This window comes from Bradyrhizobium algeriense (genome assembly GCF_003062295.1).
In the GTDB taxonomy this organism is placed as follows: Bacteria; Pseudomonadota; Alphaproteobacteria; order Rhizobiales; family Xanthobacteraceae; genus Bradyrhizobium; species Bradyrhizobium algeriense.
In genome coordinates, this window is the sequence record NZ_PYCN01000012.1 from 73,672 (window position 1) to 97,823 (window position 24,152).

The 24,152-nt window shown below is 61.8% G+C and carries 22 protein-coding genes, 1 tRNA gene and 1 pseudogene; 9 read left to right on the forward strand and 15 right to left on the reverse strand.

Annotated elements, in window-relative coordinates:
• Positions 1–64: 64 nt before the first annotated feature.
• A tRNA-Pro gene (locus C7G61_RS22695) sits at positions 65–141 on the forward strand.
• Positions 142–734: 593 nt separating this feature from the next.
• Here the strand turns inward: C7G61_RS22695 and C7G61_RS44005 are convergent.
• Together C7G61_RS44005 and C7G61_RS22700 are read right to left on the reverse strand one after the other, a co-directional pair.
• Entirely contained in the window at positions 735–1,037 is a 303-nt protein-coding gene (locus tag C7G61_RS44005; protein WP_145963669.1) for a hypothetical protein, read from the reverse strand.
• A gap of 146 nt (positions 1,038–1,183) precedes the next feature.
• Positions 1,184–2,272, reverse strand: coding sequence for a mandelate racemase/muconate lactonizing enzyme family protein (locus tag C7G61_RS22700; RefSeq protein WP_108518574.1), 1,089 nt, complete (start codon positions 2,270–2,272; stop codon positions 1,184–1,186).
• A gap of 530 nt (positions 2,273–2,802) precedes the next feature.
• Here C7G61_RS22700 and C7G61_RS22705 point away from each other — a divergent pair.
• Both C7G61_RS22705 and C7G61_RS44010 read left to right on the forward strand, forming a co-directional pair.
• Complete coding sequence (locus tag C7G61_RS22705) at positions 2,803–4,119, forward strand: hypothetical protein (RefSeq protein ID WP_108518577.1); 1,317 nt, start codon at positions 2,803–2,805, stop codon at positions 4,117–4,119.
• Positions 4,120–4,217: 98 nt separating this feature from the next.
• Positions 4,218–4,469 carry a hypothetical protein gene (locus C7G61_RS44010; protein WP_145963670.1) on the forward strand — a complete coding sequence of 84 codons (252 nt, stop codon included), beginning with the start codon at positions 4,218–4,220 and terminating at the stop codon, positions 4,467–4,469.
• 234 nt (positions 4,470–4,703) lie between these two features.
• On the opposite strand, the gene C7G61_RS22710 is transcribed toward C7G61_RS44010, so the two are convergent.
• Entirely contained in the window at positions 4,704–5,018 is a 315-nt protein-coding gene (locus tag C7G61_RS22710) for a hypothetical protein (protein ID WP_108518580.1), read from the reverse strand.
• 228 nt (positions 5,019–5,246) lie between these two features.
• On the opposite strand from C7G61_RS22710, the gene C7G61_RS22715 reads away from it, so the two are divergent.
• On the forward strand, positions 5,247–5,447 hold the full coding sequence (locus C7G61_RS22715) for a hypothetical protein (protein ID WP_108518582.1): 201 nt from the start codon (positions 5,247–5,249) through the stop codon (positions 5,445–5,447).
• A 927-nt stretch (positions 5,448–6,374) separates the two neighbouring features.
• A complete protein-coding gene (locus tag C7G61_RS22720; protein ID WP_108518585.1) occupies positions 6,375–6,620 on the forward strand; it encodes a hypothetical protein in 246 nt (81 codons plus the stop codon).
• 391 nt (positions 6,621–7,011) lie between these two features.
• Here C7G61_RS22720 and C7G61_RS22725 read toward each other — a convergent pair whose 3' ends face one another.
• The 9 genes and pseudogenes from C7G61_RS22725 to C7G61_RS22760 form a co-directional block, all read right to left on the reverse strand.
• Positions 7,012–7,980, reverse strand: a complete 969-nt coding sequence (locus tag C7G61_RS22725) for an ABC transporter ATP-binding protein (RefSeq protein WP_108518587.1) — start codon at positions 7,978–7,980, stop codon at positions 7,012–7,014.
• Positions 7,977–8,969 (reverse strand): ABC transporter ATP-binding protein, encoded by a 993-nt coding sequence (locus C7G61_RS22730; protein ID WP_108518589.1) that lies wholly within the window; start codon positions 8,967–8,969, stop codon positions 7,977–7,979. The genes C7G61_RS22725 and C7G61_RS22730 overlap by 4 nt, the downstream gene beginning before the upstream one ends.
• Entirely contained in the window at positions 8,969–9,889 is a 921-nt protein-coding gene (locus tag C7G61_RS22735; protein WP_108518592.1) for an ABC transporter permease, read from the reverse strand. The genes C7G61_RS22730 and C7G61_RS22735 overlap by 1 nt, the downstream gene beginning before the upstream one ends.
• The gene (locus C7G61_RS22740; protein WP_108518594.1) at positions 9,855–10,814 is read right to left on the reverse strand and encodes an ABC transporter permease; all 960 of its coding nucleotides are present in this window, start codon (positions 10,812–10,814) and stop codon (positions 9,855–9,857) included. Before C7G61_RS22740 ends, C7G61_RS22735 begins: the two co-directional genes overlap by 35 nt.
• Before the next feature lie 27 nt (positions 10,815–10,841).
• A complete protein-coding gene (locus C7G61_RS22745; RefSeq protein ID WP_108518596.1) occupies positions 10,842–12,632 on the reverse strand; it encodes a peptide ABC transporter substrate-binding protein in 1,791 nt (596 codons plus the stop codon).
• A 249-nt stretch (positions 12,633–12,881) separates the two neighbouring features.
• Positions 12,882–14,300, reverse strand: coding sequence for a M20 family metallopeptidase (locus C7G61_RS22750; RefSeq protein ID WP_108518598.1), 1,419 nt, complete (start codon positions 14,298–14,300; stop codon positions 12,882–12,884).
• Between the two features lie 181 nt (positions 14,301–14,481).
• A pseudogene (locus C7G61_RS22755) lies at positions 14,482–14,874 on the reverse strand (MFS transporter); the annotation flags it as partial.
• Positions 14,838–15,014 (reverse strand): hypothetical protein, encoded by a 177-nt coding sequence (locus C7G61_RS44780; protein ID WP_190241934.1) that lies wholly within the window; start codon positions 15,012–15,014, stop codon positions 14,838–14,840. The pseudogene C7G61_RS22755 and the gene C7G61_RS44780, both read right to left, overlap by 37 nt.
• Before the next feature lie 108 nt (positions 15,015–15,122).
• Entirely contained in the window at positions 15,123–15,878 is a 756-nt protein-coding gene (locus C7G61_RS22760) for an IclR family transcriptional regulator (RefSeq protein WP_108518600.1), read from the reverse strand.
• 189 nt (positions 15,879–16,067) lie between these two features.
• On the opposite strand from C7G61_RS22760, the gene C7G61_RS22765 reads away from it, so the two are divergent.
• The 4 genes from C7G61_RS22765 (at position 16,068) to hemC (ending at position 21,201) form a co-directional block, all read left to right on the forward strand.
• Complete coding sequence (locus C7G61_RS22765; protein WP_108518602.1) at positions 16,068–17,081, forward strand: tripartite tricarboxylate transporter substrate binding protein; 1,014 nt, start codon at positions 16,068–16,070, stop codon at positions 17,079–17,081.
• 84 nt (positions 17,082–17,165) lie between these two features.
• Positions 17,166–17,948 (forward strand): enoyl-CoA hydratase/isomerase family protein, encoded by a 783-nt coding sequence (locus C7G61_RS22770; protein WP_108518604.1) that lies wholly within the window; start codon positions 17,166–17,168, stop codon positions 17,946–17,948.
• 8 nt (positions 17,949–17,956) lie between these two features.
• Positions 17,957–20,065: an acetate--CoA ligase family protein gene (locus C7G61_RS22775; RefSeq protein ID WP_108518607.1), complete on the forward strand. Its 2,109-nt coding sequence runs from the start codon at positions 17,957–17,959 to the stop codon at positions 20,063–20,065.
• Positions 20,066–20,226: 161 nt separating this feature from the next.
• On the forward strand, positions 20,227–21,201 hold the full coding sequence (hemC, locus tag C7G61_RS22780; protein WP_108518837.1) for a hydroxymethylbilane synthase: 975 nt from the start codon (positions 20,227–20,229) through the stop codon (positions 21,199–21,201).
• Between the two features lie 185 nt (positions 21,202–21,386).
• Here hemC and C7G61_RS22785 read toward each other — a convergent pair whose 3' ends face one another.
• The 3 genes from C7G61_RS22785 to C7G61_RS22795 form a co-directional block, all read right to left on the reverse strand.
• Entirely contained in the window at positions 21,387–22,412 is a 1,026-nt protein-coding gene (locus C7G61_RS22785) for a D-alanine--D-alanine ligase family protein (protein ID WP_190241926.1), read from the reverse strand.
• Positions 22,409–23,176 carry a putative zinc-binding metallopeptidase gene (locus C7G61_RS22790; RefSeq protein ID WP_244608419.1) on the reverse strand — a complete coding sequence of 256 codons (768 nt, stop codon included), beginning with the start codon at positions 23,174–23,176 and terminating at the stop codon, positions 22,409–22,411. Before C7G61_RS22790 ends, C7G61_RS22785 begins: the two co-directional genes overlap by 4 nt.
• Before the next feature lie 497 nt (positions 23,177–23,673).
• A complete protein-coding gene (locus C7G61_RS22795; protein WP_108518613.1) occupies positions 23,674–24,150 on the reverse strand; it encodes a Crp/Fnr family transcriptional regulator in 477 nt (158 codons plus the stop codon).
• Positions 24,151–24,152: the final 2 nt, after the last annotated feature.

Below are 24,152 nucleotides of genomic sequence, written 5' to 3' on the forward strand. Positions count from 1 at the left end.
TTAATTTCCTTAATCCGGCTGCTTGCGGTCGCCGACACCCAAGGCTATAAGCCGCGTTCCAAGTCGGAGTGTGGCTCAGCCCGGTAGAGCACTGCGTTCGGGACGCAGGGGTCGCAGGTTCGAATCCTGCCACTCCGACCAATTATTTTATCATTTATTCTTGCCATTCATTTTTCAGGGCTTTTTCTGATTGCTGGCGGTTCCCGAGTCAACCGGGAAGTCAACCGCGGATTCCCTGGCCTGAAACGAAACATAAACATGCGTTCTCGCGGCCCAATAAGCCCGAGGTTTGCCTGACCTTGTCCCTCAAACGAGAGGGAGCAGGGAATGCCGGATGCTTGCTGCACCCGCGGTCTCGTGTGCAAGATGGAGGTAGAGGCGCACACGAGCATACAGCCGGAGCCCGCCGGCATCCCCTGCGCAATGGCTTGACGGCTTATGCCGCGCTCCCTGGAGACGAATTCGTCTTGCCTCCATCGCTGCCCGCTTGATGGCTCAATCGATCCGGTCGGATCGAATTCGCCACCGGCAGCTTGGCACCAGCCACGGGTGTCGGGACCACACGGTTTTGCCGTACGCTTCAGCGCCGTACGTCTTGCGCGATGTATTCGCTCACGGATAACCGCCCTGCGAACAACTTCTCGCGCCTGACGCTGCCGCGTCCACCACATCCCGCCTCGCGTTCGTGACGATCGCGGACGTCGTGTGTACCGGTCCCGTGCTGAAGCTCAGTATTAGCGCGGACTGGTGCTAGTCCCGGAATCCCGGCCGGAACTCGCAGCACCCGAACCCGTCGTTGTCTGACTGCTGCTCGGATTGGGATGCCCGGGTGCATGCGCGGAAGCACCTGGTGTTTCCTGTTGTCCCACAAATCCGGACTGTCCGGAGTCGCGGGTCTTGATGCCTTTATCCGCTTCTTCTTGCATCTGCTTGTCAGATTGCATCTGTTGGCCAGGCGCCGTCGACTGCTGGGCCAGTGCCGGCGCGGCGATGGCAATGCCAAAAGCCACTGTCATGGCGAGAATTGAAGGTCGCATGAACCATCCTCCTATTGTTTCCTCTCCGCACAACGCGCGAGGCAGCGATGGTTTCCCCGGAGAACTTCGAAGGAGGAGAGCGCAGGAACCCGCGAACAGCCAGGTCGAGATTTACAGGACCGCTCAGCTTGGCGCAGCCACTGCGATCATTGTGCGAGCTGCGCCAATCCTTTCCAGTCGAAGCTGATTCCGTGGCCGGGCCGCGTTGGTGCCAATGCCGTGCCTTGGTGGAGTACGAGCGGGTGCTCGATATAGCGATCGAGCCCAAATCCGTGCGCTTCGAGATAGGAACGATTTGGGCAGGCCGCGAGAAGGTGGACCGTGACGTCGTGTGCGCCGTGACTGGTGACCGGAAGATTGAACGCTTCCGCAAGCCGCGCGACCTTCATGAAGGCGGTGACGCCGCCGCAATTGGTGACGTCGGGCTCGGGATAGGACACCGCGCCGGCTGCGATATAGTTCTTGAACTCCCAGAGCGAGCGCAGGTTTTCGCCGGCCGCAATCGGCACGCCGCCGGCAGCCATGATGCGGGCATGACCGGCAATATCATCCGGAATGATCGGCTCTTCGAGCCAGGTGAGGTCGTAGGGCTGCAACGCGCGCGCGGCGCGGATGGCTTCCTCGACGGTCCATTTCATGTTGGCGTCCGCCATCAGAGGAAAGCCGTCACCGAGATGTTGGCGCATCGCCTGCACGCGCGCGACGTCGGATGCGAGATCGGGGCGGCCGACCTTCATCTTGATGGCGCGAAAGCCCTTGGCAAGATTATCATCGGTTTGCTTCAGCAGCGCCTCGACGGAAAGATCGAGGTCGATGCCGCCGGCGTAGCAGGGCACACGAACGTCGAAGCCACCGAGCAGACGGAACAGCGGCAGATTGGCGCGGCGCGCCTTCAGGTCCCACAGGGCGATATCGAGCGCCGAGAGCGCAAGCACGGGCGGTCCGCCGCGCCCGCCATAATGCAGGCCCCACCAGATATGATGCCAGATGGCCTCGGTGTCGTCGGCGTGCCGGCCCTCGATCAGTTCAGGGATCTCCCGCTTGAGGATGTCGGCTATCGCGCCGCCATTACGCCCGACGGTGTAGGTGTAGCCCGTGCCTTCAGCCCCGTCTGAATCGCGAACGCGGCATGTCACCAGTTCGAAGGCTGCGATTTCGCCATGCGTGCTGTCGGAGAGGGTAACCGTCAGCGGGATCCGATAGAGTTCAGTCTCGACCGTTTTGATTGTTGTCATTGATTTCCACCCGATTTTTCTTCGTGCATATTGAATTGGGCGCGCCGATAGGTTGGTTTGACCCCCTTTCACTTTTGTCCACTTTACCGTGGTCCCGTTTAACGCACCACGTCCGGCACCGCGGACCTTAAGTTTGCGTAATCTCATTGCAGCCAGGAACGTCTGGACCATCTAGGTGACAGGCGGGAGCGTTAAAACCTGCCCTTCAACTGACACCCAGCGGCCGTGCTCAGAAAAGGCGAGCTGGGTTCTTTTGGATTTAGCGCAGGTCTTGCCTCATTGGCCTCAGAGGCGACGATGATTTCTACCTCTCAATTTCGAGATGCCCGCTGGTTGCAAAAAGACGATCGGCTCTTGCGCGCGATGTCTGAGGCCGGGGAGGGCCCGCTGATGACGGCCAAACCCAATCGGCCAACGACGTCCGTCAAGGTGCGTGCCGTCGACTCCGGCTCTGTCTCGCCAGCTCTATTCGAAGTGAACCCGATGCGGCCTTGAAACGTTAGATCAGGCACCCAATCGGCGGAATTTACGTGGAGAGCGTCAAGGCATATCTAGATCGGAAGTACCAGGAACTCAGGCTGATCAATGGCTGCCTGAGACACCCCTTGCCGTTGACCTGCCCGCGGTCGGTCAGCGAAGTCATTCGGCACAAGTTTCAGCTCACCGCTGCCCTTAAGGCAGAGCACGCCCTGCATGACTGGAACGTCACCGAGACGGCTTGGGCACATCCCGGCCAACAGCGCATCGGCCCCTTCGAATTTCGATACGACTACCAGCGCGCCGATCTCGATGTGCGCGGCCCCTCCTTCTACGAACGCGAGTGCGGCGCGATCGATACCATCTATACGGCTTCCGGCATGGCCGCGATCTCGGCTCTGCTGTTGGCGTCTGCCCGGGTGACCGGAGGGGCGGACATTGTGGTCCTGCCTGGTGCCTATGGTGAGACGCAGGAGTTCATCGAAGGCTATGCCGATCGTTTGCGGATGATTGCGCTGAAGCGTCCCTTGGAAGAGGGCGCTGCTCGGAGATCGGCTTCATCGCGGATAATGTTGCTGGACTCCTCCGCATCCGCTTCCGCGTTTGATGCCGGGCTTCAGTCCACGAAATCGGCGCCTGATCTCTTGATCTTCGATACCACCTGCTTCTCCAGCGCGTCAGGGCGCATCCGGCGGGTGTCGGGACGTGCTCGTGAATTGGCTATCCCCGTTGTCATGGTGCGTAGCCATACGAAGCTGGATTCGCTCGGGGCAGAGTACGGTCGACTGGGCTCCGTGACTTTCGTCAATTGGGAAAGGAACGTACCCCGCGGATCGAAGCTCAGGGAACTTCCGGTCGAAACGCGAAATGCTGTTCGGCTATTGGGCGGCGCGGCGCTGCCGGCGCATTTCCCTCCCTACATCGGCGCACCGTTATATCGCGAGCTGACGAACAAACGAATCGCGGCCATTTTGCGCAACAGCCGTCGTGCCAGCCGGTATTTTGCGACTGCTCTCCCAGGCTTGACGGCCGAACTCCATTTCGTTCACGGCCTCTACGTCACGATCGGCAGCCATCAGCCGCTTGATGAGGCAACGGCGAGACGGACGGCTGCGGAAATGAGCAACGATCTCGCCCGGACGGGTTTGCCAATCCAGCACGCAGGGAGTTTCGGGTTTGATTTTGCAGGGGCAGAATGGTTCCATAATCCCACGACTGATCGCTATAGCATCCGCATCGCGGTGTCCGATCTTCCCACCACGATCTGGGATGATCTTGGCGAAGCGATTGCCCGGTGGTGGTCGACGCACCAGCGCAGGAGACTTGAGAACCCATCTCACCGTTCCATGCCGAGTGCATTCTCTACCTGAGTATGCAGGGGCGCGAATTGGGGTAGTTTCCGTTGACGGACGTTTGAAACCTGCGCACGGCCCAAAGGTCACGTACAAATAAGTCACGTACAAATACGGTGAGCCAACGGTTCCCGTTTCCAAATCAAGAAATCAAGCGCAAGCTTCCCCTGTGCGCTGTGGGCAACAAGACAAGCTTAATGATTGAGCCGCAGATTCGTCTTAGGTTGCACTTGGGAACGACACCCGGCGTCAGCAGGGTGTTCATGGATGGAGGCTTGGATGCCCAGACAATTTGGCTTGAAGGCAACATCATCAGCCGCACGGCCGGCGTCCGCAGGATCATCCCGCGCAACGCCGGGCCGGAATGAACCGGCGGCTGCATTGAAGAGCCGTTCTCCGGGCAGTTCCGCTCCGGGCAGTTCCGAGGCGTCAAAGCTCGCTTCGCAATGCTCGGAGCTGCCGTTCTCACCGGCGAGCTGGCGCGGCGGCTGTGATCGGCGATCCATCTCGGCAGAGTGAAAATCCTCGCGCCGAAATCCTCCGCACCGAGGCGCGCTTGCCTTTGCTTTGGCCGCGCCGCGTCGATCGCGGCGGTCTCGACCTTACGTGCTCCGCTCGGGAAGGTCGCCAAGGAGATTTGACAGCTTGACCGCCAGCTTTCGCAGCCGGGCATTCTCTTCGAGCAGCACCCCGACATTATCGGTTTTCTGATGCTGCGCGTCATCACCCCGAAGTCCGTCGACTTCGTCGAGCAGGGGCGCCAGGGCGGTGAGAAGTTCGTCGCTCTGAAGCAGTGCTTCATTTGCCTGACGCACGTCATTGCCTTCACGCAGCGGCACGACATTGTCGGCATGTCCGACATTTCGAAATGAATCGCGGCGGGCTTGTTTGTCTTGCGGCGGATATTCGATACTCATGACACATTCCTGTTCACAAGGTGGCCCGGTCGTCGGTTCGACGACAACCTTTCCATTGAGTCGAGGGCGAATTTGCGTCGGAAAGGGAACAAGGATGAGGCTCGCCGGAAAGTCACACGTCCTTTGATTCACACGGCAGATCTAATTAGGCCAAATTTTTGACGTATCGCGAACCATTCTGACGTCCGCGCGGCTGGGGAGCAAACCATCTTATTTTGGGGCGTATCGATGACCGATTTCCTGACCAATGCGGATCACTGGCGCAAGCGCGCGGAACTGACAAGGGCGTTAGCCGCAAACGCCGTCAAGGACCAGGGGCGTTTGCTCAAGGTGGCGGAGGAGTACGACCGTCTGGCGGCTCACGCCGAACGGCGACGCAGTGCGATGGTCCCGGCTGGTTCCTACGCTTCGGCAAGCCGCCCCGAGTAAGTCCTGCTCCATCGAAAAACCGTCGGAAGAGGCGGGCATTTCCGCTTCAGTTGACGCATTCCGATGCTGTCGCCGCGGAGGAGTGCACCGCCAACCCCAGATGTGTGACCTGTAAAACACAACCGCGGGGTAACGTTCAAAGCATTGTGATCATGCGATTGCAGGAGAATCAACGAATCACCTAGACCGTTAGCGGGGCTGGGAAGCGGAGAGTTAGTATGAGAGTCGCTTCCTTAGAAAGTGTACTGACGGCGGCTACGCTGGTGTTGGCCATCGTTATCGTGCTGTGGGGAATCAAGATTTTCCACGGTGTATGAGCAGGCGTGCTGGCGTCGAACTGGAAACCTCCGGTCAAGAAGAGGTTCGCGACAAAGGCGTCACTTCCGCGGCGGCGGAGGCCTTTTCATTTTTAGTTGCCGACGCATAGTTCGCCGGAGGCTTGTCCCTTCCGACGCGTATCGAGTTTGGTTTACGGCCTGGCGCGAATTCCGCACAGGCCGCGAGAGGCATTGGTTGCAAGTCCGGCATGCATTTTGGTTATTATCTAATGATCGCAGCGCTCGTTCTCATGGGGCTGGAAGTTCTTTACGCGCTTTATCAACTGGCCACGTTTCTTTGAGAGAAACTTTTCGGCTCTGATTGAATCAGAACCCGTCCTAGATTGTTGTTTTGATGCGTTTTCCTGATGCGGAGCCGGTCCTGGTCCGAGGACATGCTCTGCTCGAAGGCGCCACACATCGCACGCGCAGGCTGCAGCGCCAGCCTCCGCGCGCTTCAAGATTCGCCGCAATCACGCCGCTTTAGCGCCGGGGTCGCGTCCGCGCGCTTCCAATTTTAGTCGCAAAATTGCCCGCCGACTCACCTCATTCTCCGCGCGCGACAAAGAGACTGGGGGCTCGTTCCGCATTTTAAAATTGGAGTATCATCATGCGAGTAGACCATCCGCAGCTTAATAAGCGAGACCGACGCGCAGAACCCTCATTTTGGGTTGAGGAACCGACCGACGACGCTCTTTCACTGCTTGAGAATGCCCTTCGCGGGGACGAGCCCGCCCTTCGTCACGACGACCAGGCCGACGAAGCTCATTCGCTGATCGAAGAGAATGCCCGGCTTCGGGAGCTTTTGGCTCAGCTATCGGACGTCATTCGCAAAAACGGCGTTCACCAGCGCTAACGCGCAACGAATTGATCGCGGCCCCGCCCCGGCAAGAGTGGTTCAACCACTGCCGCGGCGGGGCCGCTCCATTTTCGATGATTGAATTCACGCGAACGCGCCCGCACGGGACGCGGCGAATAATCGGACGGCACAGGCGCCGCCGGCAAGCTTCGACAAAAAGCGAACCGCCTGCCGCAGCTGACAGTGGCCCGCTTCAAAGCGGTCGTTCAAAAGAAACGACCCCAGCTTCGGGGGCTGGGGTCCACTGGGGTCGTTCTATGCCGGGGCGCGCCGATCCCCATGCCGACCCGGCATGTGCCCGAGGTAAATCTGATTCCAGCCGCTGTCTGTAGGGAACCCGACAGTGGCCTCATTCAAAAAAACGGTGGCCTATTTCAGCCAGTACCTGTCAGGCCAGATGGCAAGCCACGAAATGCCCGTCGCTGCCTTGCTTCAGTTCGGGCGCGCTTTCGCGGCAGCGCGGCTCGGCGATCGGGCAGCGGGTGTGGAAATGACAGCCGCGCGGCGGGTTCATCGGGCTCGGCACATCGCCTTGCAGGCGGATCCGCTTGCGCTTCACCTTCGGGTCCGGCACCGGCACGGCGGAGAGCAGCGCCTGGGTATAGGGATGCTGCGGATGGCGATAGAGATCGCGCGCGCTCGCCAGCTCGACGATGCGGCCGAGATACATCACCGCGACGCGGTCGGAAATATGCTCCACCACCGAGAGATCGTGGGCGACGAACAGATAGGTGAGGTTGAGTTCGGCCTGCAGATCTTCCAGCAAGTTGATCACCTGCGCCTGAATCGAGACGTCGAGCGCCGAAACCGGCTCGTCGCAGACGATGAACTTCGGCTCCACCGCGAGCGCGCGCGCAATACCGATGCGCTGGCGCTGGCCACCGGAGAATTCGTGCGGGTAGCGCCGCATGTGCTCGGCCTTCAGCCCCACCTTGACGAGCAGGCTCGCCACGCGGTCGTCCCGTTCGCTTGTCGAGGAGGCGAGCTCGTGGATGGTGAAGGCTTCGCCGAGGATCGCAGCGACGGTCATGCGCGGATTGAGCGAGGCAAACGGGTCCTGGAACACGATCTGCATGTTGCGCCGCATGGCGCGCAGGTCGCCGCCGGAAAGGCCGCGCACGTCGCGTCCGTCAAAGACGATCTCGCCTTCGCTGGGCTCAACGAGGCGCAGCACGCAGCGCGCCGTGGTGGATTTTCCGCAGCCGGACTCGCCGACCAGTCCGAGCGTTTCGCCGCGATTGACCGCAAACGACACGCCGTCCACCGCGTGAACGCGTCCGACCTCGCGCGAAAGGAGTCCGCCCTTGACGGAAAAATGCTTCTTCAGGTCGGTGACTTGCAGCAGGGGTTCGCTCATGAGCTTGCTCCCTGCGTCTGTTCGAGGTGGCAGGCCATGCGATGGCCCGGTGCGACCTCGCGCAGAACCGGTTCCGTTTCGGAGCAAGGACCGAAGGCGTAGCGGCAGCGCGGCGCAAAGCGGCAGCCGGGGGCGGGATTGATCAGCATCGGCACGGTGCCGCCGATCGCTTCCAGCCGGGTCTTGTGCGCGCTGTCGAGATCGATGCGCGGGATCGAGCGGATCAGGCCCTGCGTGTACGGATGGCGCGGGCTTGCGAACAGGCTGTCGACATCGGCCTCTTCTACCACCTTGCCGGCATACATGACGACGACGCGCTGCGCGGTCTCCGCCACGACGCCCATCGCATGGGTGATCAGCATGACCGCCATGCCGAAGCGTTCCTTCATGTCCTGCAACAAATCGAGGATCTGCGCCTGGATGGTGACGTCGAGCGCGGTGGTCGGCTCGTCGGCGATGACGAGTTTTGGCTTGCAGGCCAGCGCCATCGCGATCATGACGCGCTGGCGCATGCCGCCCGAGAACTGGTGCGGATAATCATGCACGCGGCCTTCCGCATTGGGAATCTGCACCAGCTTCAGCATCTCTATCGTGCGGGCCAGCGCCTCCTTTTTCGAGAGGCCCTCATGGCGGCGCAGGCTTTCGGCGATCTGCTCGCCGATCGACAGCACCGGGTTGAGCGAGGTCATCGGCTCCTGGAAGATGAAGCCGATCTGCTTGGCGCGGATGTCGTCAAGTTCGTGGCTTGTGAGCGGCACGAGATCGCGGCCCTCGAACAGGATCTGGCCTTCGACGATGCGGCCCGGCGGCATCGCGATCAGCTTCAGGATCGACATCGCCGTGACGGTCTTGCCGCAGCCGGACTCGCCGACCACGCAGAGCGTCTCGCCCTTGTTCAGCGCGATGTCGACGCCGTCGACCGCCTGCAGCATGCCGTCGTCGGTGGAGAAATGGGTTTTGAGGCCCTTGATCTCGAGCAGTGGCGCCATCAGATCACCCGCCTTGCATCGAGCGCGTCGCGCATGCCGTCGCCGATGAAGTTGATGGCAACGACCGCGACGAAGATGGCGCCGCCCGGAAACAGCGCCCAGTGGGCGGCGATGTCGAGAAAGTCCTTGGCGTCGAACAGCAACCGGCCCCAGGTCGGAACGTCGGGCGGGAAGCCGAGGCCGAGAAACGACAAGGTCGATTCCGCGATGATGGCGGCGGCGACGTCGATGGTGCCGGCAATGATCACCGGTCCGAGCGCGTTGGGCAGGATGTGACGCACCACCTGCCGCAGCGGACTGGCGCCGAGCGCGCGGGCGGCTTCGACAAAATCCTTTTCGCGCAGCGAGAGGAATTGCGCGCGCACCAGGCGGGCGACCGGCATCCAGCGCAGCCCGCCGATGACAAGCACGATCAGGATGAAGATACCGCCTTCGGGGCCGAACACGGCCTTCAATCCGTCGCGGAACAGGTAGATCAGGAGCAGCAGCAGCGGCAGTTGCGGCAGCGAGAGGAAGAGGTCGGTCAGCCACATCAGGGCATGCCCCAGCGCGCCGCGGGACATGCCGGCGAGCGCACCGATCACCGTGCCGACGATGACGGCGACCGCCATCGCGGCCAGCCCGACCGCGAGCGAGATGCGTCCGCCGTAGATCATGCGCGCCAGAATGTCCTGTCCGAGATCGTCGGTGCCGAAGGGATGGGCGAGCGAGGGGCCTTCAAGGCGGGCGTTGAAATCGATGTCGTTGATGCTGACGCGCCAGACGAACGGGCCGAACGCCACCGCCAGAATCAGGACGATCAGCAGGACCGCGCTGACCACGGCGAGCTTGTGGCGGCGATAGCGCCGCCAGGTCTCGCGCCAGGGCGACCAGGCCGGCCGCCGCTCAACGGAGGGAGATGCGAGGGTCAAGCCAGCCATAAAGGACATCCGCGATCAGGTTGAAGAGCACGACGAGACAGGCGAAGACGAACGTCACGGCCATCACGACCGGCGTGTCGTTGGAGAGAATGGAGGAGATCAGGAGCGAGCCGATACCCGGAATGCGAAAAATCTGCTCGGTGACGATGGCGCCGCCGAACACGGCGGGCATCTGCAGCGCGACCAGCGTGACGACCGGGATCATGGCGTTGCGCATCGCGTGCTTGACGATCACCCGGGCCTGCCCGAGGCCCTTGGCGCGGGCGGTGGTGACGTAGTCGAGGCGGATCACGTCCAGCATGGCCGAGCGCACGAAGCGCGTCATGGAGGCGGCCTGAAACAGGGCGAGCACCATCACCGGCATGATAGCCTGCCGGACCTGTTCAATCACCCAGCGGAACCCGGTCGCCTTGATGTCGGTGGTGTAGACGAAAGGCAGCCAGTCCAGCGTGATTGAAAAGAGCAGGATGAACAAAAGACCGGTGAAGAAGGTCGGCAGCGAAAAGCCGATAAAGGCGAGCGTGTTCGCGATCTGGTCGAAGATCGAATAGGGCCGCGTCGCGGCATAGACCCCGACCGGGATCGCAATCGCGAGCGCGAGCAGTTGCGCCGAGCCGATCACGTAGAGCGTCGTCGGCAGGCGCTGCAGGATCAGCGTGTCGACGTTCATCCGGCTGACAAAGGAAAAGCCCCAGTCGCCCTGCAGCATGGCGGTGATCCAGTGCAGGTAGCGGAGGTAGATCGGATCGTCGAGGCCGAACTTGGTCCGAAGCGCCGCCGCGACTTCGGGCGGCACGTTGGGATTGGTCGCGAGCTCACTGAAGGGATCGCCCGGCGCCAGCGCCAGCACGATGAACAGCACGAGCGAAATGCCGAGCAGGCTCGGCACCGCGATCAGGAGACGACGCAGGATGTACTGACGCATGAGAAACGATCCGCCTAACGCCGGCTATCAGGTCTCTCGATACCAGTCCTGGATATTGTCGGTGTCGTTGGTCCAGCCGCTGAGCACCGGGCGCAGCGAGTTGGTTGCGGCGCCGACCTTCAGGCGGTGCATCACCGGGATGACCACCGTGTCTTGCCACATGATGTCGTTGGCCTTGATGTAGAACGCGGCCCGCTTGACCGGATCGACTTCAGCCTCGGCCGCGTCGATCGCAGCGTCAAACTCCGTGTTGACCCAGCGCGGGAAATTCCTGCCCTGCCACTTGTTTTCCTTGGTGGCCACGAAGCGCGAATGAAAGCGCCGCATATGCTGGGCCGGATCCGGCTGGGTCATCGGAATCTGGAACATTTCGATGTCGGCATAGAATTTGGAATAGGTGTCCGGGTTGGCGACATCCGAAGAGAAAAAGACCGAGGCCACGACCGATTTCAATTCGACGTCGATGCCGGCCTTCTGGCAGGCCTGCTTGACGATGGCCTGGGTCTTCTGGCGCGGGCCGTTGATCGCGGTCTGGTACAGCAGCTTCAGCTTCTTGCCGTCCTTCTCGCGGATGCCGTCCGCGCCGACTTTCCATCCGGCCTCTTCCAGCAGCTGGGTCGCCTTCTCGATGCTGAATTCCCATTTCGTGTTCTTGGAGACGAACTGTTCGGGACCGTTGAGGAAGCTGGCCGTGGTGCGCCCGGCGCGACCGTAGATGTGCTTTTGAATGGCATCGCGGTCGACGAGGAGCGCCAGCGCCTTGCGAACGGCCGGATTGGAGAGCAGGGGATGCTTGGTCTTCATCGACGAACGTTCGCCGTCGACCTCGGTGTTGGGATCGGTGAAGTTCAGCGCAATGAACTCGATATCGCCGCCGGTCGAGTAGACAGTCTTGCCCTTGCCGCCCTTCTCCAGACGCAGCAGGACATCGTCTTCCACCTGCATGTTCCAGGCATAGTCATATTCGCCGGTCTGAATCACCGCACGCGCCGCCGAGACGGCATCTCCGCCGCCCTTGATCTCGATCGTATCGAAGTAGGGGCGGTTCGGCATGTGGTAGTCAGGATTGATTTCCCCGCGCACGACGTCGCCCGGCTTGAACTCGACGAACTTGTAAGGACCGGTGCCGACGGGCTTGAGATTGTTCGGAGCCTCGCGGGATTTGGCGCCTTTGTAATCTGCAAACAGATGCTTGGGCAGGATGCAGCCGACCACCGCGACAAAGGCATCGGCCCAGAACGGGGTGGGGTTCTTGAACAGGATGCGGACGGTGAGATCATCAACCTTTTCGACGGTGATGTCCTGGTAAACGCCGATGGTCAGCGCTGAGGTGGCGGGATCGCGGGCGTATTCCCAGTTGAACACGACGTCATCGGCGGTGAACGGCTTGCCGTCATGCCATTTGACGCCTGGCTTGAGCTTCCAGGTCACCGACTTGCCGTCGGCAGCGAGGCCGCCGTTCTGAATCGACGGAATTTCCGCCGCCAGAATTGGGTTGAGGTTGCCGGCGGAATCCCAGCTCGCCAGCGGCTCATAGAACAGGCGCGAGCCGTCCTGGTCCTTGGTGCCGGTGGCAAAATGCGGATTGAGCAGGGTCGGTCCCTGCCACCACAGCAGTTTAAGCGGGCCGCCGCCGCCGCGCTTGGTCGGCTTGTAGGTCGCGGGACTCTGCGCCATCGCCACACCGCCGATGGCCAGTATCTGCGTCGCCATGGGTGCGGTGAGACCGAAAGCAAGCATCCGCTGAACGAAGCTGCGGCGGTCCATGCGCCCGTCCTTTACTTCGTCGATCATGGTTCGCAGTTCGTTGTCCAGCATCGTTGTCCCCGTCTGGTTTTGGCATTGCGCAGTGCGCCGCCGGGCGGCAGCGTTAAGTGTCCCCGGGTAAGATGGCACATCAAATGGCCCTGAGGTCAACGGCTGGCTGTCGACAATCGGCAGGTTGGAAGGGGCGTGTGATTTTTGCTTGGGCAGAAACGCGCTGCGCCGCACACAGCTTCAGCAATCCGGCGCCAAAGCGCGCTGAATCGCGCTCTGCACTGCAAAAAATTTGTTCACCGGACCCGGTCAGGTCAGCGACATATCCAGCGGCGGCGCGACGCTGTCCGGCAGCGGGCTGACATAGGGCGTCCGGGTGGTGCGCTTGTTCAGGTCGGCCTTGGCGGCGGCGATCAGGTCCGGTTCCGTCAGCGCCCTGACGCCGAGCCCCGCCATCGCCTTGGCGGCTTGCACCATGGCCTTGTGGGCGTGCGGGCTCTTGCCCTGCGCCACCACCTGCCAGGTATGGAACGGGGTGCCGATCGCGACCGTCGGGGCATGGACCTGAACGGTCGGCACGACCCAGCTCACGTCGCCCACATCGGTCGAGCCGATCTGCGGATTACGTTTGGCATCCAGCGGGACGATGAAATCGGCCAGCGGCCGGTCGGTCGGCTCCATGCCGATCGAGCGATAGACGGACGCGATATCCTTGTCCGTCAGCGTGGAACGGATTTTTGCGGCGAAATCCTTGTCGGTGTCATCGAAATGCGGCGGGCCGAGTTCCTCCATGATGCGATGAAGCGCCGCCTCGAGCGGGCTGTTCGGCAACAGGTTGGAGACGGCGGAAATGATCTTCATCTCCACCTTGGTTTCGGTCATCAATGCCGCGCCCTGCGCGATCTTGTGGACGCGCTCCACCAGTTCGTTCATGCCGGGCAGGTCGCGGTCGCGGATCGAATAGCGCACGCGCGCATGGGCCTGCACCACGTTGGGGGCAATGCCGCCGGTGTCGAGCAGGGCGTAATGGACGCGGGCGTCGCTCGGCATGTGCTCGCGCATGTAATTGACGCCGACATTCATCAGCTCGACCGCATCCAGCGCGCTGCGGCCGAGATGCGGCGAGGCGGCGGCATGCGAGGTGCGCCCGGTGAAGATGAAATCGGCGCGCGTGTTGGCGAGCGAGGGCGTCACCACCACTTCCCAGAAGCTCGACGGGTGCCAGGTGATCGCGATGTCGGCGTCGTCGAAGGCGCCATCGCGCACCATGAAGGCTTTTGCCGCGCCGCCTTCTTCCGCGGGGCAGCCGTAATAGCGCACGCGCCCCGGCGCTTTGTGTTCGGCGAGCCAATCCTTCACGGCGGTGGCCGCAAGCAGCGCGGCGGAACCGAGCAGATTGTGGCCGCAACCATGACCATGGCCGCCGGCCTCCAGCGGGCGAGGTTCGGCCACGCCGGCTTCCTGGCTGAGGCCGGGCAGGGCGTCATATTCGCCGAGAAAAGCGATCACCGGCCCGCCGTCGCCCCATTCGCCCATCACCGCGGTCGGAATGCCTGCGACCTGCTCGGTGATGCGGAAACCCTGATGGCGCAGCTCGGCCAGATGTTCGGCGGACGAGCGCGCCTCGGTGTAGCAGACCTCGGGCATCGCCCAGACCCGGTCGGCCAAGGCGACAAAGCGCGGCTTGATGGTGTCGACGCCACGCCAGATGTTACTGCGATTATCCATCTTCCGATTTCCAATTCTGAAGGCGATCTGAGCTGAGGAATTGTTATCAGCTTCGCCAAACGATGCCCAGTGCCGGGCGGACTGTAGCCCGGGTGGAGCGAAGCGTAACCCGGGATGCTCGCCCGCAAACATAGAACCCCGGATTGCGCTTCGCTCCATCCGGGCTACGAATTTGGGCCGGTCACACCTTTATGCCATGCGGCCTGAACAGCCGGCCTTTCTCCACGACCAGCACCACGCCGAGCGCCGCCAGCGTGCAGAGCAGGAAGCCGGTCGCGAACGGCACCAGCGTGCCGTCGTAATCCTGGCCGATGGTGGCGCCGATGCCGATGGCGAGTAGCGTGGTGATCGAGCCGTACAGCGACGCGGCGGTGCCGGCGATATGGCCCTGCGGCTCCATGGCGAGCGCGGTGAAATTGGCGATCATCAAGCCGAACGCAAACATCATCGATATCGAGAGCACCATGAACAGCGGCAAGGGCAGCATCTGCATTTTCGCCGCCGCCAGCATGGTTGCGGCGATGACCACGAAGCCGATCAGCGCGCCGTGGGAGAGCACGCGCATGCGGACGCGATGTCCGGCAGCGCCGGCAGCATCATGTCCATCGCGAGCGGATTGAGCGCCATGATGGAGGCGATCACGATCACGAATTCCGGGAAGCCCATCGGGCGGTGGCCTGAAGCGGCCAAGGCATTGGCACTGGTGTCGGACAACAAAAAAATCCTTTTGAAGGCGGCACCCTATGGATTTTGATGCGCTGCACAAATAACGTTTTCGGCATGGCAGACCATCGGTAAGTAGGTCTTGAACGCGCAACACGCTTATTTGCCGGCGAGTGCCTCATTGCACCTCTTTGCAAACGCCAGGAGATAGGCACCCATCTCGGCGGACAGCCGTGAGGTGGGTTGCACATTCTGCGTGCTCATATTGAGCGCGTACACCGGGAGCCCCTTGACGATGATCGGTGTCGCAACAGCCAGAACGCCGCGCTGCCACGAGACGGCGCAATAGCCATCGCGCTTGACGGAGCGGATCGATCTTTGCACTTCGGCCAGCAAATTCTGCGTTGCGCCGGCACCGCGCCGCTTGAAGGTCGCAAACAGTTTGGCTCTTTCTTGTTCGGTTATCCCCGCCAGATAGGCCCGCCCGAGCGAGGTTAATTCCATGGGCACCTGCTGCCCCGCAACGACATTGCGCAGAACAACGCGTGGGTTGAATCGGACGGATTCCAGATAGACCATCATCGAGCGGTCCGCGGTGGCCAATCCAACATTCATCTTCCGCCGCATGGATTCAACGCGCATCATCGGCCCCAAGGCGTTGAGGATCGGCGAACTCATGCGCATCGCATGCCCGAAGCTCATCACTGCCGCGGCCAGCCTGTAGGCGCGTTCGCTGCGAACATCGTCCAGCATGCCGGCCTGGACCAGCGTGCGAGTTAGCCGGCTGACCGTCGCTCGCGGAATTCCGGTCCGCTCTGCGATCTCTCCGTTTCCGAGAACATCGATTCCCTGACGGAACGCCCGCAGGATTTCGACGCCCCGCTGCAACGAACGATTGCCGCCAGCAGAGTTCATGCGTGCCGCCCTCTTGCCATAGCCGCCTTCTCAGCTCGTCTAACGGATAAGTGCCAATTCCACTAGATGGAAATGGGGCCAGCGGAGGCGGGATTGCCCGTGCTAGCTGCATGGACGGCCCGGACACAGAAGCCGCCGTGACAGACGCATTTTCCAAAATGCTCGAACAACAGCCAAAGGGAGGCACGCATGCAGAAGAGCAAGGTAACCCATCCTTCAGGACCCGCAGCGCGCCGGTGCCCGCGGATCATTCTTGCCGTCTTGTCGGCGATGGGGGTATTGGGGGCTGCCGCGCCGGTCCAAGCCGAATACCCGGCCAAGATTATCAAGATCGTCGTTCCCTTCTCCTCCGGCGGCGGTACCGACATTATCGCTCGAACGCTGGCTCAGGAAATTTCGTCCGACCTGGGCAAGTCAGTCATCATCGAAAACAAGCCGGGTGCCGGCACCGTCATCGGAACCCAGACTGTCGCGACCAGCGAGCCTGATGGCTACACGCTGCTGCTGGCAAGCTTCGCCCATGCGGTCAATCCGAGCTTGAACAGCAAGCTTCCGTTCGATCCGCACAAGGACTTCGCCGCCGTCTCGCTGATCGCGCGATCCCTCAACATCGTCGTTGTGAACCCGGCATCGAAGATCAAATCGATTCCCGACCTGATCGCTGAAGCCAAGGCTAACCCCGGGAAGCTCAACTACGGCACGTTCGGGACGGGAACTTCGGCCCATTTGGCGGGAGAACTGTTCAAATCGATGGCGAATGTGAACCTGACAACGGTGTCCTACAGGGGCGCTGCGCCGGCAATCACCGATCTCCTGGGCGGCCAGATCGATGTCATCTTCACCACGGTGGCAAGCGCAGCCTCGCTTGTCGGAGGTGGACAGCTCCGGGCACTGGCTGTCACGACTGCCGAGCGCTCGCCCGCGTTCCCCGATTTGCCGACGGTCGCCGAAGCCGGGTTGCCAGGCTACGCCGCTGAGAGCTGGTACGGATTGTACGCGCCGGCCAAGACGCCTGCGCCGATCATCGAGCGTCTGAACAAGGCCGTCGCAAAGGCCGTTCAGTCCGTCGCTTTCAAGCGACTCGAGAGCAACGAAGGCCTGATCATGGTCGGCAGCTCCCCCGAAGAACTCGATCGCTATGTTCAGGACGAGGAAGCCCGATGGCGCAAGCTGATCAAGGACGCGAACATCAAGGTGGAATAGCCCCGCGCAACGTCGCGCAATGTCCTTCCTTGGCAAGGCCGCGCCGTGAGCAGCGAAATTCAATCACCGGTTTGAGAGGTAACGATGACTAGCCTGGTCGAGTTGTCCGTTGAGGATTCAGTCGCGATCGTGAGGTTGAACAGGCCGGATGTGCGCAACGCCATCAACGATGAAATGCGCGCGCGGTTCATCGCCGCGCTCGATCGGGCAGCCAATGACGAGGCCGTGCGCGCCGTCGTTTTGACCGGAAACGGCACGTCGTTCTGCTCGGGTGGCGACATTTCCGGCATGCGCGAGCGGCTGCAGGCGCCGTCCGGCAAGGTGGCATTCAATGGCTGGCGGCGGCAGCAGCAGACCCACAAGAGCGTTGCGGCGCTCCACGGCATGGGGAAGGTGACTGTCGCTGCCGTGAACGGTGCGGCCGCGGGTCTGGGATGCGACATGGCGCTCGCGTGCGATTTCATCGTGGCCTCCGAAGAGGCCGTGTTCAGCATGAGTTTTGTTCGTCGTGGGTTGGTTTCCGACGGTGGAGGAATGTACTTCCTGCCGCGGCGGGTAGGTTTGTCGCGCGCGAAAGAGATGATCTTCACCGGTCGTTCCGTGGGTTCAACAGAAGCTCTCGCGATGGGACTGGCGGATCGCGTGCGTCCGGCTGCGACGCTCGTGCATGACGCCGCAGCATGGGCGCGCGATCTCAGTCGGGGTTCTATCGCGGCGATCGCTCTAACAAAGAGCATTATGGACCGCACATTTGAAACTGCGGAAGAGCAGGTCTTTGCGCTCGGCCGGGAAGCCCAGGCCATCTGCTACACGACGTCCGAACACCGGGAATCCGTCGCGGCATTCCTCGACAAATCCGCGCGATAGGGGGCGATATGGATTCGCTGGAACGCTTGATCCGACCGAAGAGCGTGGCGATTATCGGCGCTTCAGCCGATGCCGGCAAACTGACCGGCCGTCCGCTGGCCTTTCTGGAGAAGTATGGCTACGGGCATGAAGTCTTCCCGGTCAACCCGCGCTATCGATCGATTGGACGCTATCCGTGTTTTCCGGATATCCGGTCGCTGCCGCATGCTCCCGATGTCGCCATCGTCCTGGTCGGCTCCAGCCGTGTTCCGGACGCTGTCAAGGATCTGGGAGCCATCGGAACGGGCGCAGCGATCGTTCTCGCCGGCGGATTTGGTGAAAGCGGCGCGGAAGGAATGGCGCGGCAGCAACGGCTGAAAAGCGCGGCCGGCACCATGCGGGTTCTTGGGCCGAATACGATCGGCCTCGTCAATGTCACCGACGGCATCGCCCTCTCCGCGAGTGCGGCGCTTCAGGTCAACGAGCTGGTGCCCGGCTCCATCGCGCTGGTTTCCCAAAGCGGGGGAATCCTAGGGTCGCTGCTGTCGCGAGCCGATGCCCAGGGCGTCGGGTTTTCCAAACTGGTCGCAACGGGAAACGAATCCGACATCGACGTGTCCGATCTGATCAACTACCTGGTCGATGATCCCGCCACGAAGGTGATCGCGCTCTATCTGGAGGGCCTTCGCAAGCCGTTGCAGTTTCGGCAAGCGGCATTGCGCGCAGCGGAAGCCGGCAAGCCGATCGTGGCTTTCAAGGTCGGGCGATCGGAGTCTGGTATCCAGTCAGCAAGTTCGCATACCGGGGCACTGGCGGGATCGGACGTCGTCTACGATGCATTGTTCAGGCAACTCGGCATCATCAGAGCACTGTACTTCTCTGACCTGCTCGATATCCCGCTCGCGCTGAGTTCTGGGCGCCGACTGAAAGGCCGCCGCGTCGCCGTGGTAACCTCGACTGGCGGCGCGGCGAGTTTGGTCGCTGATGCAGCCGGCCTGGCGGGGTTCGAAACCCCGGCTCCAGACCCGATGACTGCTGGCCGCCTGATGGCTCTGAACATTCCCGATGCCGTGCTGGATCGAAACCCCATCGACGTTACCCTCGCGGGCGTGAAATCCGAGTATTTTCGAGATGTGCTCGACAGCGTGCTCGAAAGCGCTTCCTACGATGCAGTTGCCGTCATTCTGGGTTCGTCTTCGATCACGGAACCGGAGACCGTCGGCGCGCCGTTGCGTGATTGTTTCGCCCGGACCGACAAGCCCGTTGTGGTATTTGCCGCCCCCAACGCGCCGCACGCGGTCAAGCATCTCAATCTCGCGGGCATACCAACCTTTGCCGCGCCTGAGGCCTGCGCTACGGCATTTTCCGCAATGTGGCGCATTCACCGAAAGACCTCGCCGCAAACCGGTGATCCGGCCATGCCCGTGGCCGTCGGCGCCGACATCCGGTGCATGCTGCGTCCCGGTCCTCTCAACGAGTATGAGAGCAAGGCGCTGTTTGAGAAATTCGGCGTTCCGGTCACCCGTGAGATCTGTGCCGCCACGCCCGAGGAAGCTGCATCTGCAGCGGCACGGTTCCAGGGCAACGTCGTCATCAAGGCCCTGTCCCGCGACGTGCTTCACAAATCTGACGTCGGCGGAGTCGCCGTCAACATCCCTCCCAGCGATGTCGCGGCCACTTGCACGCGGATGGCAGAAACATTCTCGCTGGCGACGAAACGAAAGGCGGAAGGATTTCTGGTCCAGGAACTGGTGACCGGCGCGATCGAACTGATCCTGGGTCTTAAGCATGACAGTCAGCTTGGACCTTCGATCCTGTTGGGCATGGGCGGCATCGCCGCTGAACTTTACAAGGACACCGTCGTGAGGCTGGCGCCGCTTTCGCGAAGGGATGCGGAGGAAATGATCGGCGAGCTGAAATCCGCTCCGCTGCTGAGCGGCTTTCGCGGTCGCCCGGTTGCGGATGTCGAGGCCCTTGTCGACGCCATGCTTGCATTTTCGAGCATGGTATCCTCGATCGGGACGAACCTGCTGGAAGCGGAGATCAATCCCTTGTTTGTCCTGCCGCGGGGGGATGGCGTGAAGGCGGCGGACGGTGTCGCGGTGGTGGCGCCGGACAAAGCCGGGATCGGAGGTTAAAAACCTGGCGAAACAGGTTGTTGCGGTGCACAATGGTCGCTCCTAAACGAACGGCTCGCTATTAGCCAAAGAGTTGTTCTGGTGGGCGGCTTGCTCTATCCCCTACGCATGAAACAACAACTTGATCGCCTTCGAACGGAGACCTTGTGTCAGGACAGACCTTGAAGATCGGCACGCGCAAGAGCGCGATGGCGCTGGCGCAGACGGAAGGGATCGCGCGGCTGTTGCGCGCGTCCGATTCCGCGCTCGACGTCGAGATCGTCAAGTTCGAAACCCGCGGCGACCAGGACCAGACCAGCAAGCTGCTGCGCCATGGCGGCAAGGGCGGGGCGTTCGTCGCCGAAATTCGCGAAGCCATGCGCGGCGGGCAATTGCAGGCGGCGATGCATTCGCTGAAGGATGTTCCGGGCAATGAGGAGACCCCGGGCCTGATCATCGGAGCGACGCTGCCGCGCGACGCCGCCAACGACGCGCTGGTGCTGCGTCCCGGCCTTTCGCTCGATGAATTTCGCGCATCGAAAGGCAAGGGTTTCAAGATCGGCACCAATGCGGTGCGCCGCGCGGCCTATCTGCGCCGGCTGTTTCCGGAAGTGACGGTTATCCATTTCCGCGGCGCGGCGGACACGCGCGTGGCAAAACTCGATCGCGGCGACAAGCAGCGGCTTCCCGATGGCGGCGAGGTGGGGCCTGCGGATGCGCTTGTAATGGCGCGGTCGGGGCTCGAGCGCATCGGCATGACGTCGCGCATCGTTCATGATTTTTCCGTGCACGAAATGCTGCCGGCGGTGGGGCAGGGCATCGTCGCGGTCGAATGCGTCGAGAACGACTGGCTGACGCGCGAGCGGCTGGCGAAGATCGAGGATACGCAGTCGCGCCTCTGCGCCGAGGCCGAGCGCGAGGTGCTCTGGGTGTTGAACGGCCATTGCAACTCGCCGATCGCCGGCCACGCTACGCTGGCGGGCCGCGAGATGACGCTGACCGCTGCCGTGCTGGATGAAACCGGCGACCGCTTCATCGAGGTATCGCGGCAGGGCGCTGCAGACCGGCCGCGCGAACTCGGCCGTGCGGTCGGGCTGGAGTTGCTGGACAAGGGCGCAGCCGAGATTATCGCGCGGACGAGGCCGGACGAACATTAGGGCGCGACCCATAGATCGAGCTTGATTGCTACGCGATGTTCGATATGCGCCGATCGCGGACCAAATTCCGCATCGATTTGGGCTGTCGGATCAGAAGCTAAAACATCCTCAGGACTGCGAGTCTTCGAGAAGACCAAAACAGCCGGACATAGATGAATCGGGAATCTCTCTTCCGCATGCCCGTCTCAGCCTACGGATGCGCCGGCGTTTGCCCGGCTTTTTCCGAGCGCAAGAATGCGATGCAAGAGGTCCGGGTAATCAAGTCCGCCATGCTGGGCCGCTGTAGCGAACTCCTGGCTCTTCGCGATTTCGGGATTGGGGTTCGCTTCAATGAAATACAGGGTGCCGTCGGCAGAGAGGCGAAAATCGATGCGCGCGTATCCATCGAGCCCGAGTGTTCGGTAGATGCGTTTCGCTGTTCGCTGAATGCGGGCGAGTACCTCCGGCGCAAGGTTCTTGGCCGGCCCATCCATAATTCCCACGCGCTCCTGATAACCGGGATCGTGTTTGACCTTCTCGGTGGCTATGGCCTGGCCGCCCATAGTGCCGAATTTCAATTCCCAAACCGGCAACACTCGCAACCGATTGTTGCCGAGCACGCCGACATAAAGCTCACGTCCCTCGATATATTGCTCGGCGATCGCGGCGGTCCCGATCCGCTCATGGACGAAGGCGACGCGCTCTGCGAGCTTCTCGTCCGTATCGACGACGGACGCCTGCGAGATACCCCGGGATCCATCCTCGTTCAGGCTCTTGACGATTAACGGCAGCGCAAGACGCGCTGGGCGTTTGACCTTTCGGCGCATCGGGAATACGGCGAAGGCCGGCACCGCGATCCGGCGATGGTGCACCAATGTCTTGGACAGATCCTTGCCGCGCGCCAGGATCAGACCACGCGGGTTACACCCGGTATACGGGATCTGCATCAGTTCGAGATAGCTTGCGACGTGCTGGTCATACGTGGGCTCGTTGTGAAACTGCTCCAGCAACGTGAATACCACGTGCGGCTTGAAACTTTCGATCTCCTCGCGCACCGGCTTGATTTCCTCCTGCGCACCGAGCGGGCGAACATCATGGCCGGCCGCACGCAAGGTGCTCACGACGTCATATTCTGTTTTCCATTCGTTGATTTGCCGCGCAGTGTATCCCTCGGTGGAGTCCGGGGGCACAAAGTCCGGATGCATGAGCACCAGAACGCGCAGGCGTCTCATAGCGCGATCCATTTTCGCCGCGAAGGACCGAACAGCGCGTGCATGGTCTTGGCGGTCAACAGGACAGTGAAGTCAGCCACAAGCTTCCGATCGGAGCCGACAGCGCGCAGATTGAGCTCTCGGCAGCGGGAGATCATGTCGTCAAGTACAGCATCAAGCGTAAGCTGGTTCTCGCCTGTCCACCGCGCAACCAGCCGCCTGATGTGGGCGCGGTGCCGCCTGATGAATGCAGAAGCCGGCTGCCCCCGGCGATGCCGTGGATCGGCGGAAAAGAGCCGGGAGAGGTCGCGGTCGTAAGTCTTCGGTGGCCTGAAGGCGTAGAACGCCTGCTTCTTTTTATAGTGGTCGCCGAGTGTCTGGCCGAGTTCATGCAGCGGATCGACACGCTCCCGCGTCGTGACCAGCGGCCGCTTCCCGGCGATTTCCTCCATCAGTTCGTCGACATATTCGAGCTTGTTCAGCGCCGGCCAGCCGGCATAGCGTGTCCGCCAGTTCGAACGCGGCCGCAGCCACACCGCGAAGGTTTCAGCGAAATCCTCGTCCGGATGGCTCTGCGCGTACCAGAGCCGAAGATGCTGAACATATTGCCGGCTGGCCGGATTGGGCCGGTAGTAGCGCGGGTAGTGTTTTGAGGACCGGCCGAACAGCTGCTGCCAACGCCGGCGGCGCTGCAACTGATAGCCGTGCTGGATGGCATGGCCTGCCTCATGGCGGAGGATGGCCATGCATTCGGACCAGGTGCCGCCCTCGACGTCGAGCATCATTTTCTTCTCCAGCTTCATCAAGCGGGGATGGCTGAGATAGAATGGGACGGCAATGCCGGGCACATCTGCCGGACTAAACCATTCGCTCGACATCCATGTATGTGGCCGCAGCCGGATGCTCCGCTCTTCAAGCTCTTCATAAAGAGTGCTGATACAATCCTCGAGCCAAGTGCCTTCGACCGCAACCCTCAGACTACTGAGGCGTTGCTGGAGCAACTGCTCATCCGATAGCTTTTCCCAAGCATATTTCCGGCGGGGCATAGGCCTCTGGAAGTCATAACAACTCGGTACTCAGATGGTGTCATAGGATGCTGCTGACAACAACCGCCGGGTCTCCGCGGCGCGCCGTTGTTTAGCGACCCACGTCGGCCTTGGGGTCCTTCGCTACCGGGGCGGTGCAGCGGCAAGTCCAGCCATGTCCACTGTGAGGCCGAAAGCGGAAGTCAATTCAGAACGTTGGGCGGCCACGCTACGGGCCGTTGCGGGTTGTATCTGCATCATCTATTCGCGTGAAGGACCAGCTCTGCGATGCGGCTGTCGGCGCGGCGGAGCCGCCGGCAAAGTTCACGGTTGATATTCTGCATCACCAGCACATAGGCGTGGATGTCGGCCTTGTAGTACGTGTAGAGGCTTCGGGCCGTGAGCTCGTACAGCACGGTTGCGCTCTCGGCTACGACGGTGGCTGACCGGTTCTGCATTTCGATGAGCGTCATTTCGCCGAAGAAATCGCCGGGCTCCAGACCCGATATCCGAATGGCGCGCCCCAAATCACCGAGCTTGCTCACCAGGAGCTGGCCCGAGTGAACAATGAACATTGAGCGCCCCGGTTCGCCTTCCGCGACGATCGTGGCGCCGGCGTCGAAGCGGCGCTCGACCAACATTGAGGCCAGGAGATCGAGGCTAGCGTCCGAGAGGCCACCGAAGAACGGTGTGGCGCGCAAAAATGCTTTCAGATCGGGCGGGCTGACAGCCATTG

Bases quoted from the DNA above. Each gene is read 5' to 3' on its own strand.
- C7G61_RS44005 (WP_145963669.1), bottom strand. From the start codon at position 1,037: ATGCGACCTTCAATTCTCGCCATGACAGTGGCTTTTGGCATTGCCATC.
- C7G61_RS22700 (WP_108518574.1), bottom strand. From the start codon at position 2,272: ATGACAACAATCAAAACGGTCGAGACTGAACTCTATCGGATCCCGCTG.
- C7G61_RS22710 (WP_108518580.1), bottom strand. From the start codon at position 5,018: ATGAGTATCGAATATCCGCCGCAAGACAAACAAGCCCGCCGCGATTCA.
- C7G61_RS22715 (WP_108518582.1), top strand. From the start codon at position 5,247: ATGACCGATTTCCTGACCAATGCGGATCACTGGCGCAAGCGCGCGGAA.
- C7G61_RS22720 (WP_108518585.1), top strand. From the start codon at position 6,375: ATGCGAGTAGACCATCCGCAGCTTAATAAGCGAGACCGACGCGCAGAA.
- C7G61_RS22725 (WP_108518587.1), bottom strand. From the start codon at position 7,980: ATGAGCGAACCCCTGCTGCAAGTCACCGACCTGAAGAAGCATTTTTCC.
- C7G61_RS22730 (WP_108518589.1), bottom strand. From the start codon at position 8,969: ATGGCGCCACTGCTCGAGATCAAGGGCCTCAAAACCCATTTCTCCACC.
- C7G61_RS22735 (WP_108518592.1), bottom strand. From the start codon at position 9,889: ATGGCTGGCTTGACCCTCGCATCTCCCTCCGTTGAGCGGCGGCCGGCC.
- C7G61_RS22740 (WP_108518594.1), bottom strand. From the start codon at position 10,814: ATGCGTCAGTACATCCTGCGTCGTCTCCTGATCGCGGTGCCGAGCCTG.
- C7G61_RS22745 (WP_108518596.1), bottom strand. From the start codon at position 12,632: ATGCTGGACAACGAACTGCGAACCATGATCGACGAAGTAAAGGACGGG.
- C7G61_RS22750 (WP_108518598.1), bottom strand. From the start codon at position 14,300: ATGGATAATCGCAGTAACATCTGGCGTGGCGTCGACACCATCAAGCCG.
- C7G61_RS22760 (WP_108518600.1), bottom strand. From the start codon at position 15,878: ATGAACTCTGCTGGCGGCAATCGTTCGTTGCAGCGGGGCGTCGAAATC.
- C7G61_RS22765 (WP_108518602.1), top strand. From the start codon at position 16,068: ATGCAGAAGAGCAAGGTAACCCATCCTTCAGGACCCGCAGCGCGCCGG.
- C7G61_RS22770 (WP_108518604.1), top strand. From the start codon at position 17,166: ATGACTAGCCTGGTCGAGTTGTCCGTTGAGGATTCAGTCGCGATCGTG.
- C7G61_RS22775 (WP_108518607.1), top strand. From the start codon at position 17,957: ATGGATTCGCTGGAACGCTTGATCCGACCGAAGAGCGTGGCGATTATC.
- C7G61_RS22785 (WP_190241926.1), bottom strand. From the start codon at position 22,412: ATGAGACGCCTGCGCGTTCTGGTGCTCATGCATCCGGACTTTGTGCCC.
- C7G61_RS22790 (WP_244608419.1), bottom strand. From the start codon at position 23,176: ATGATGCTCGACGTCGAGGGCGGCACCTGGTCCGAATGCATGGCCATC.
- C7G61_RS22795 (WP_108518613.1), bottom strand. From the start codon at position 24,150: ATGGCTGTCAGCCCGCCCGATCTGAAAGCATTTTTGCGCGCCACACCG.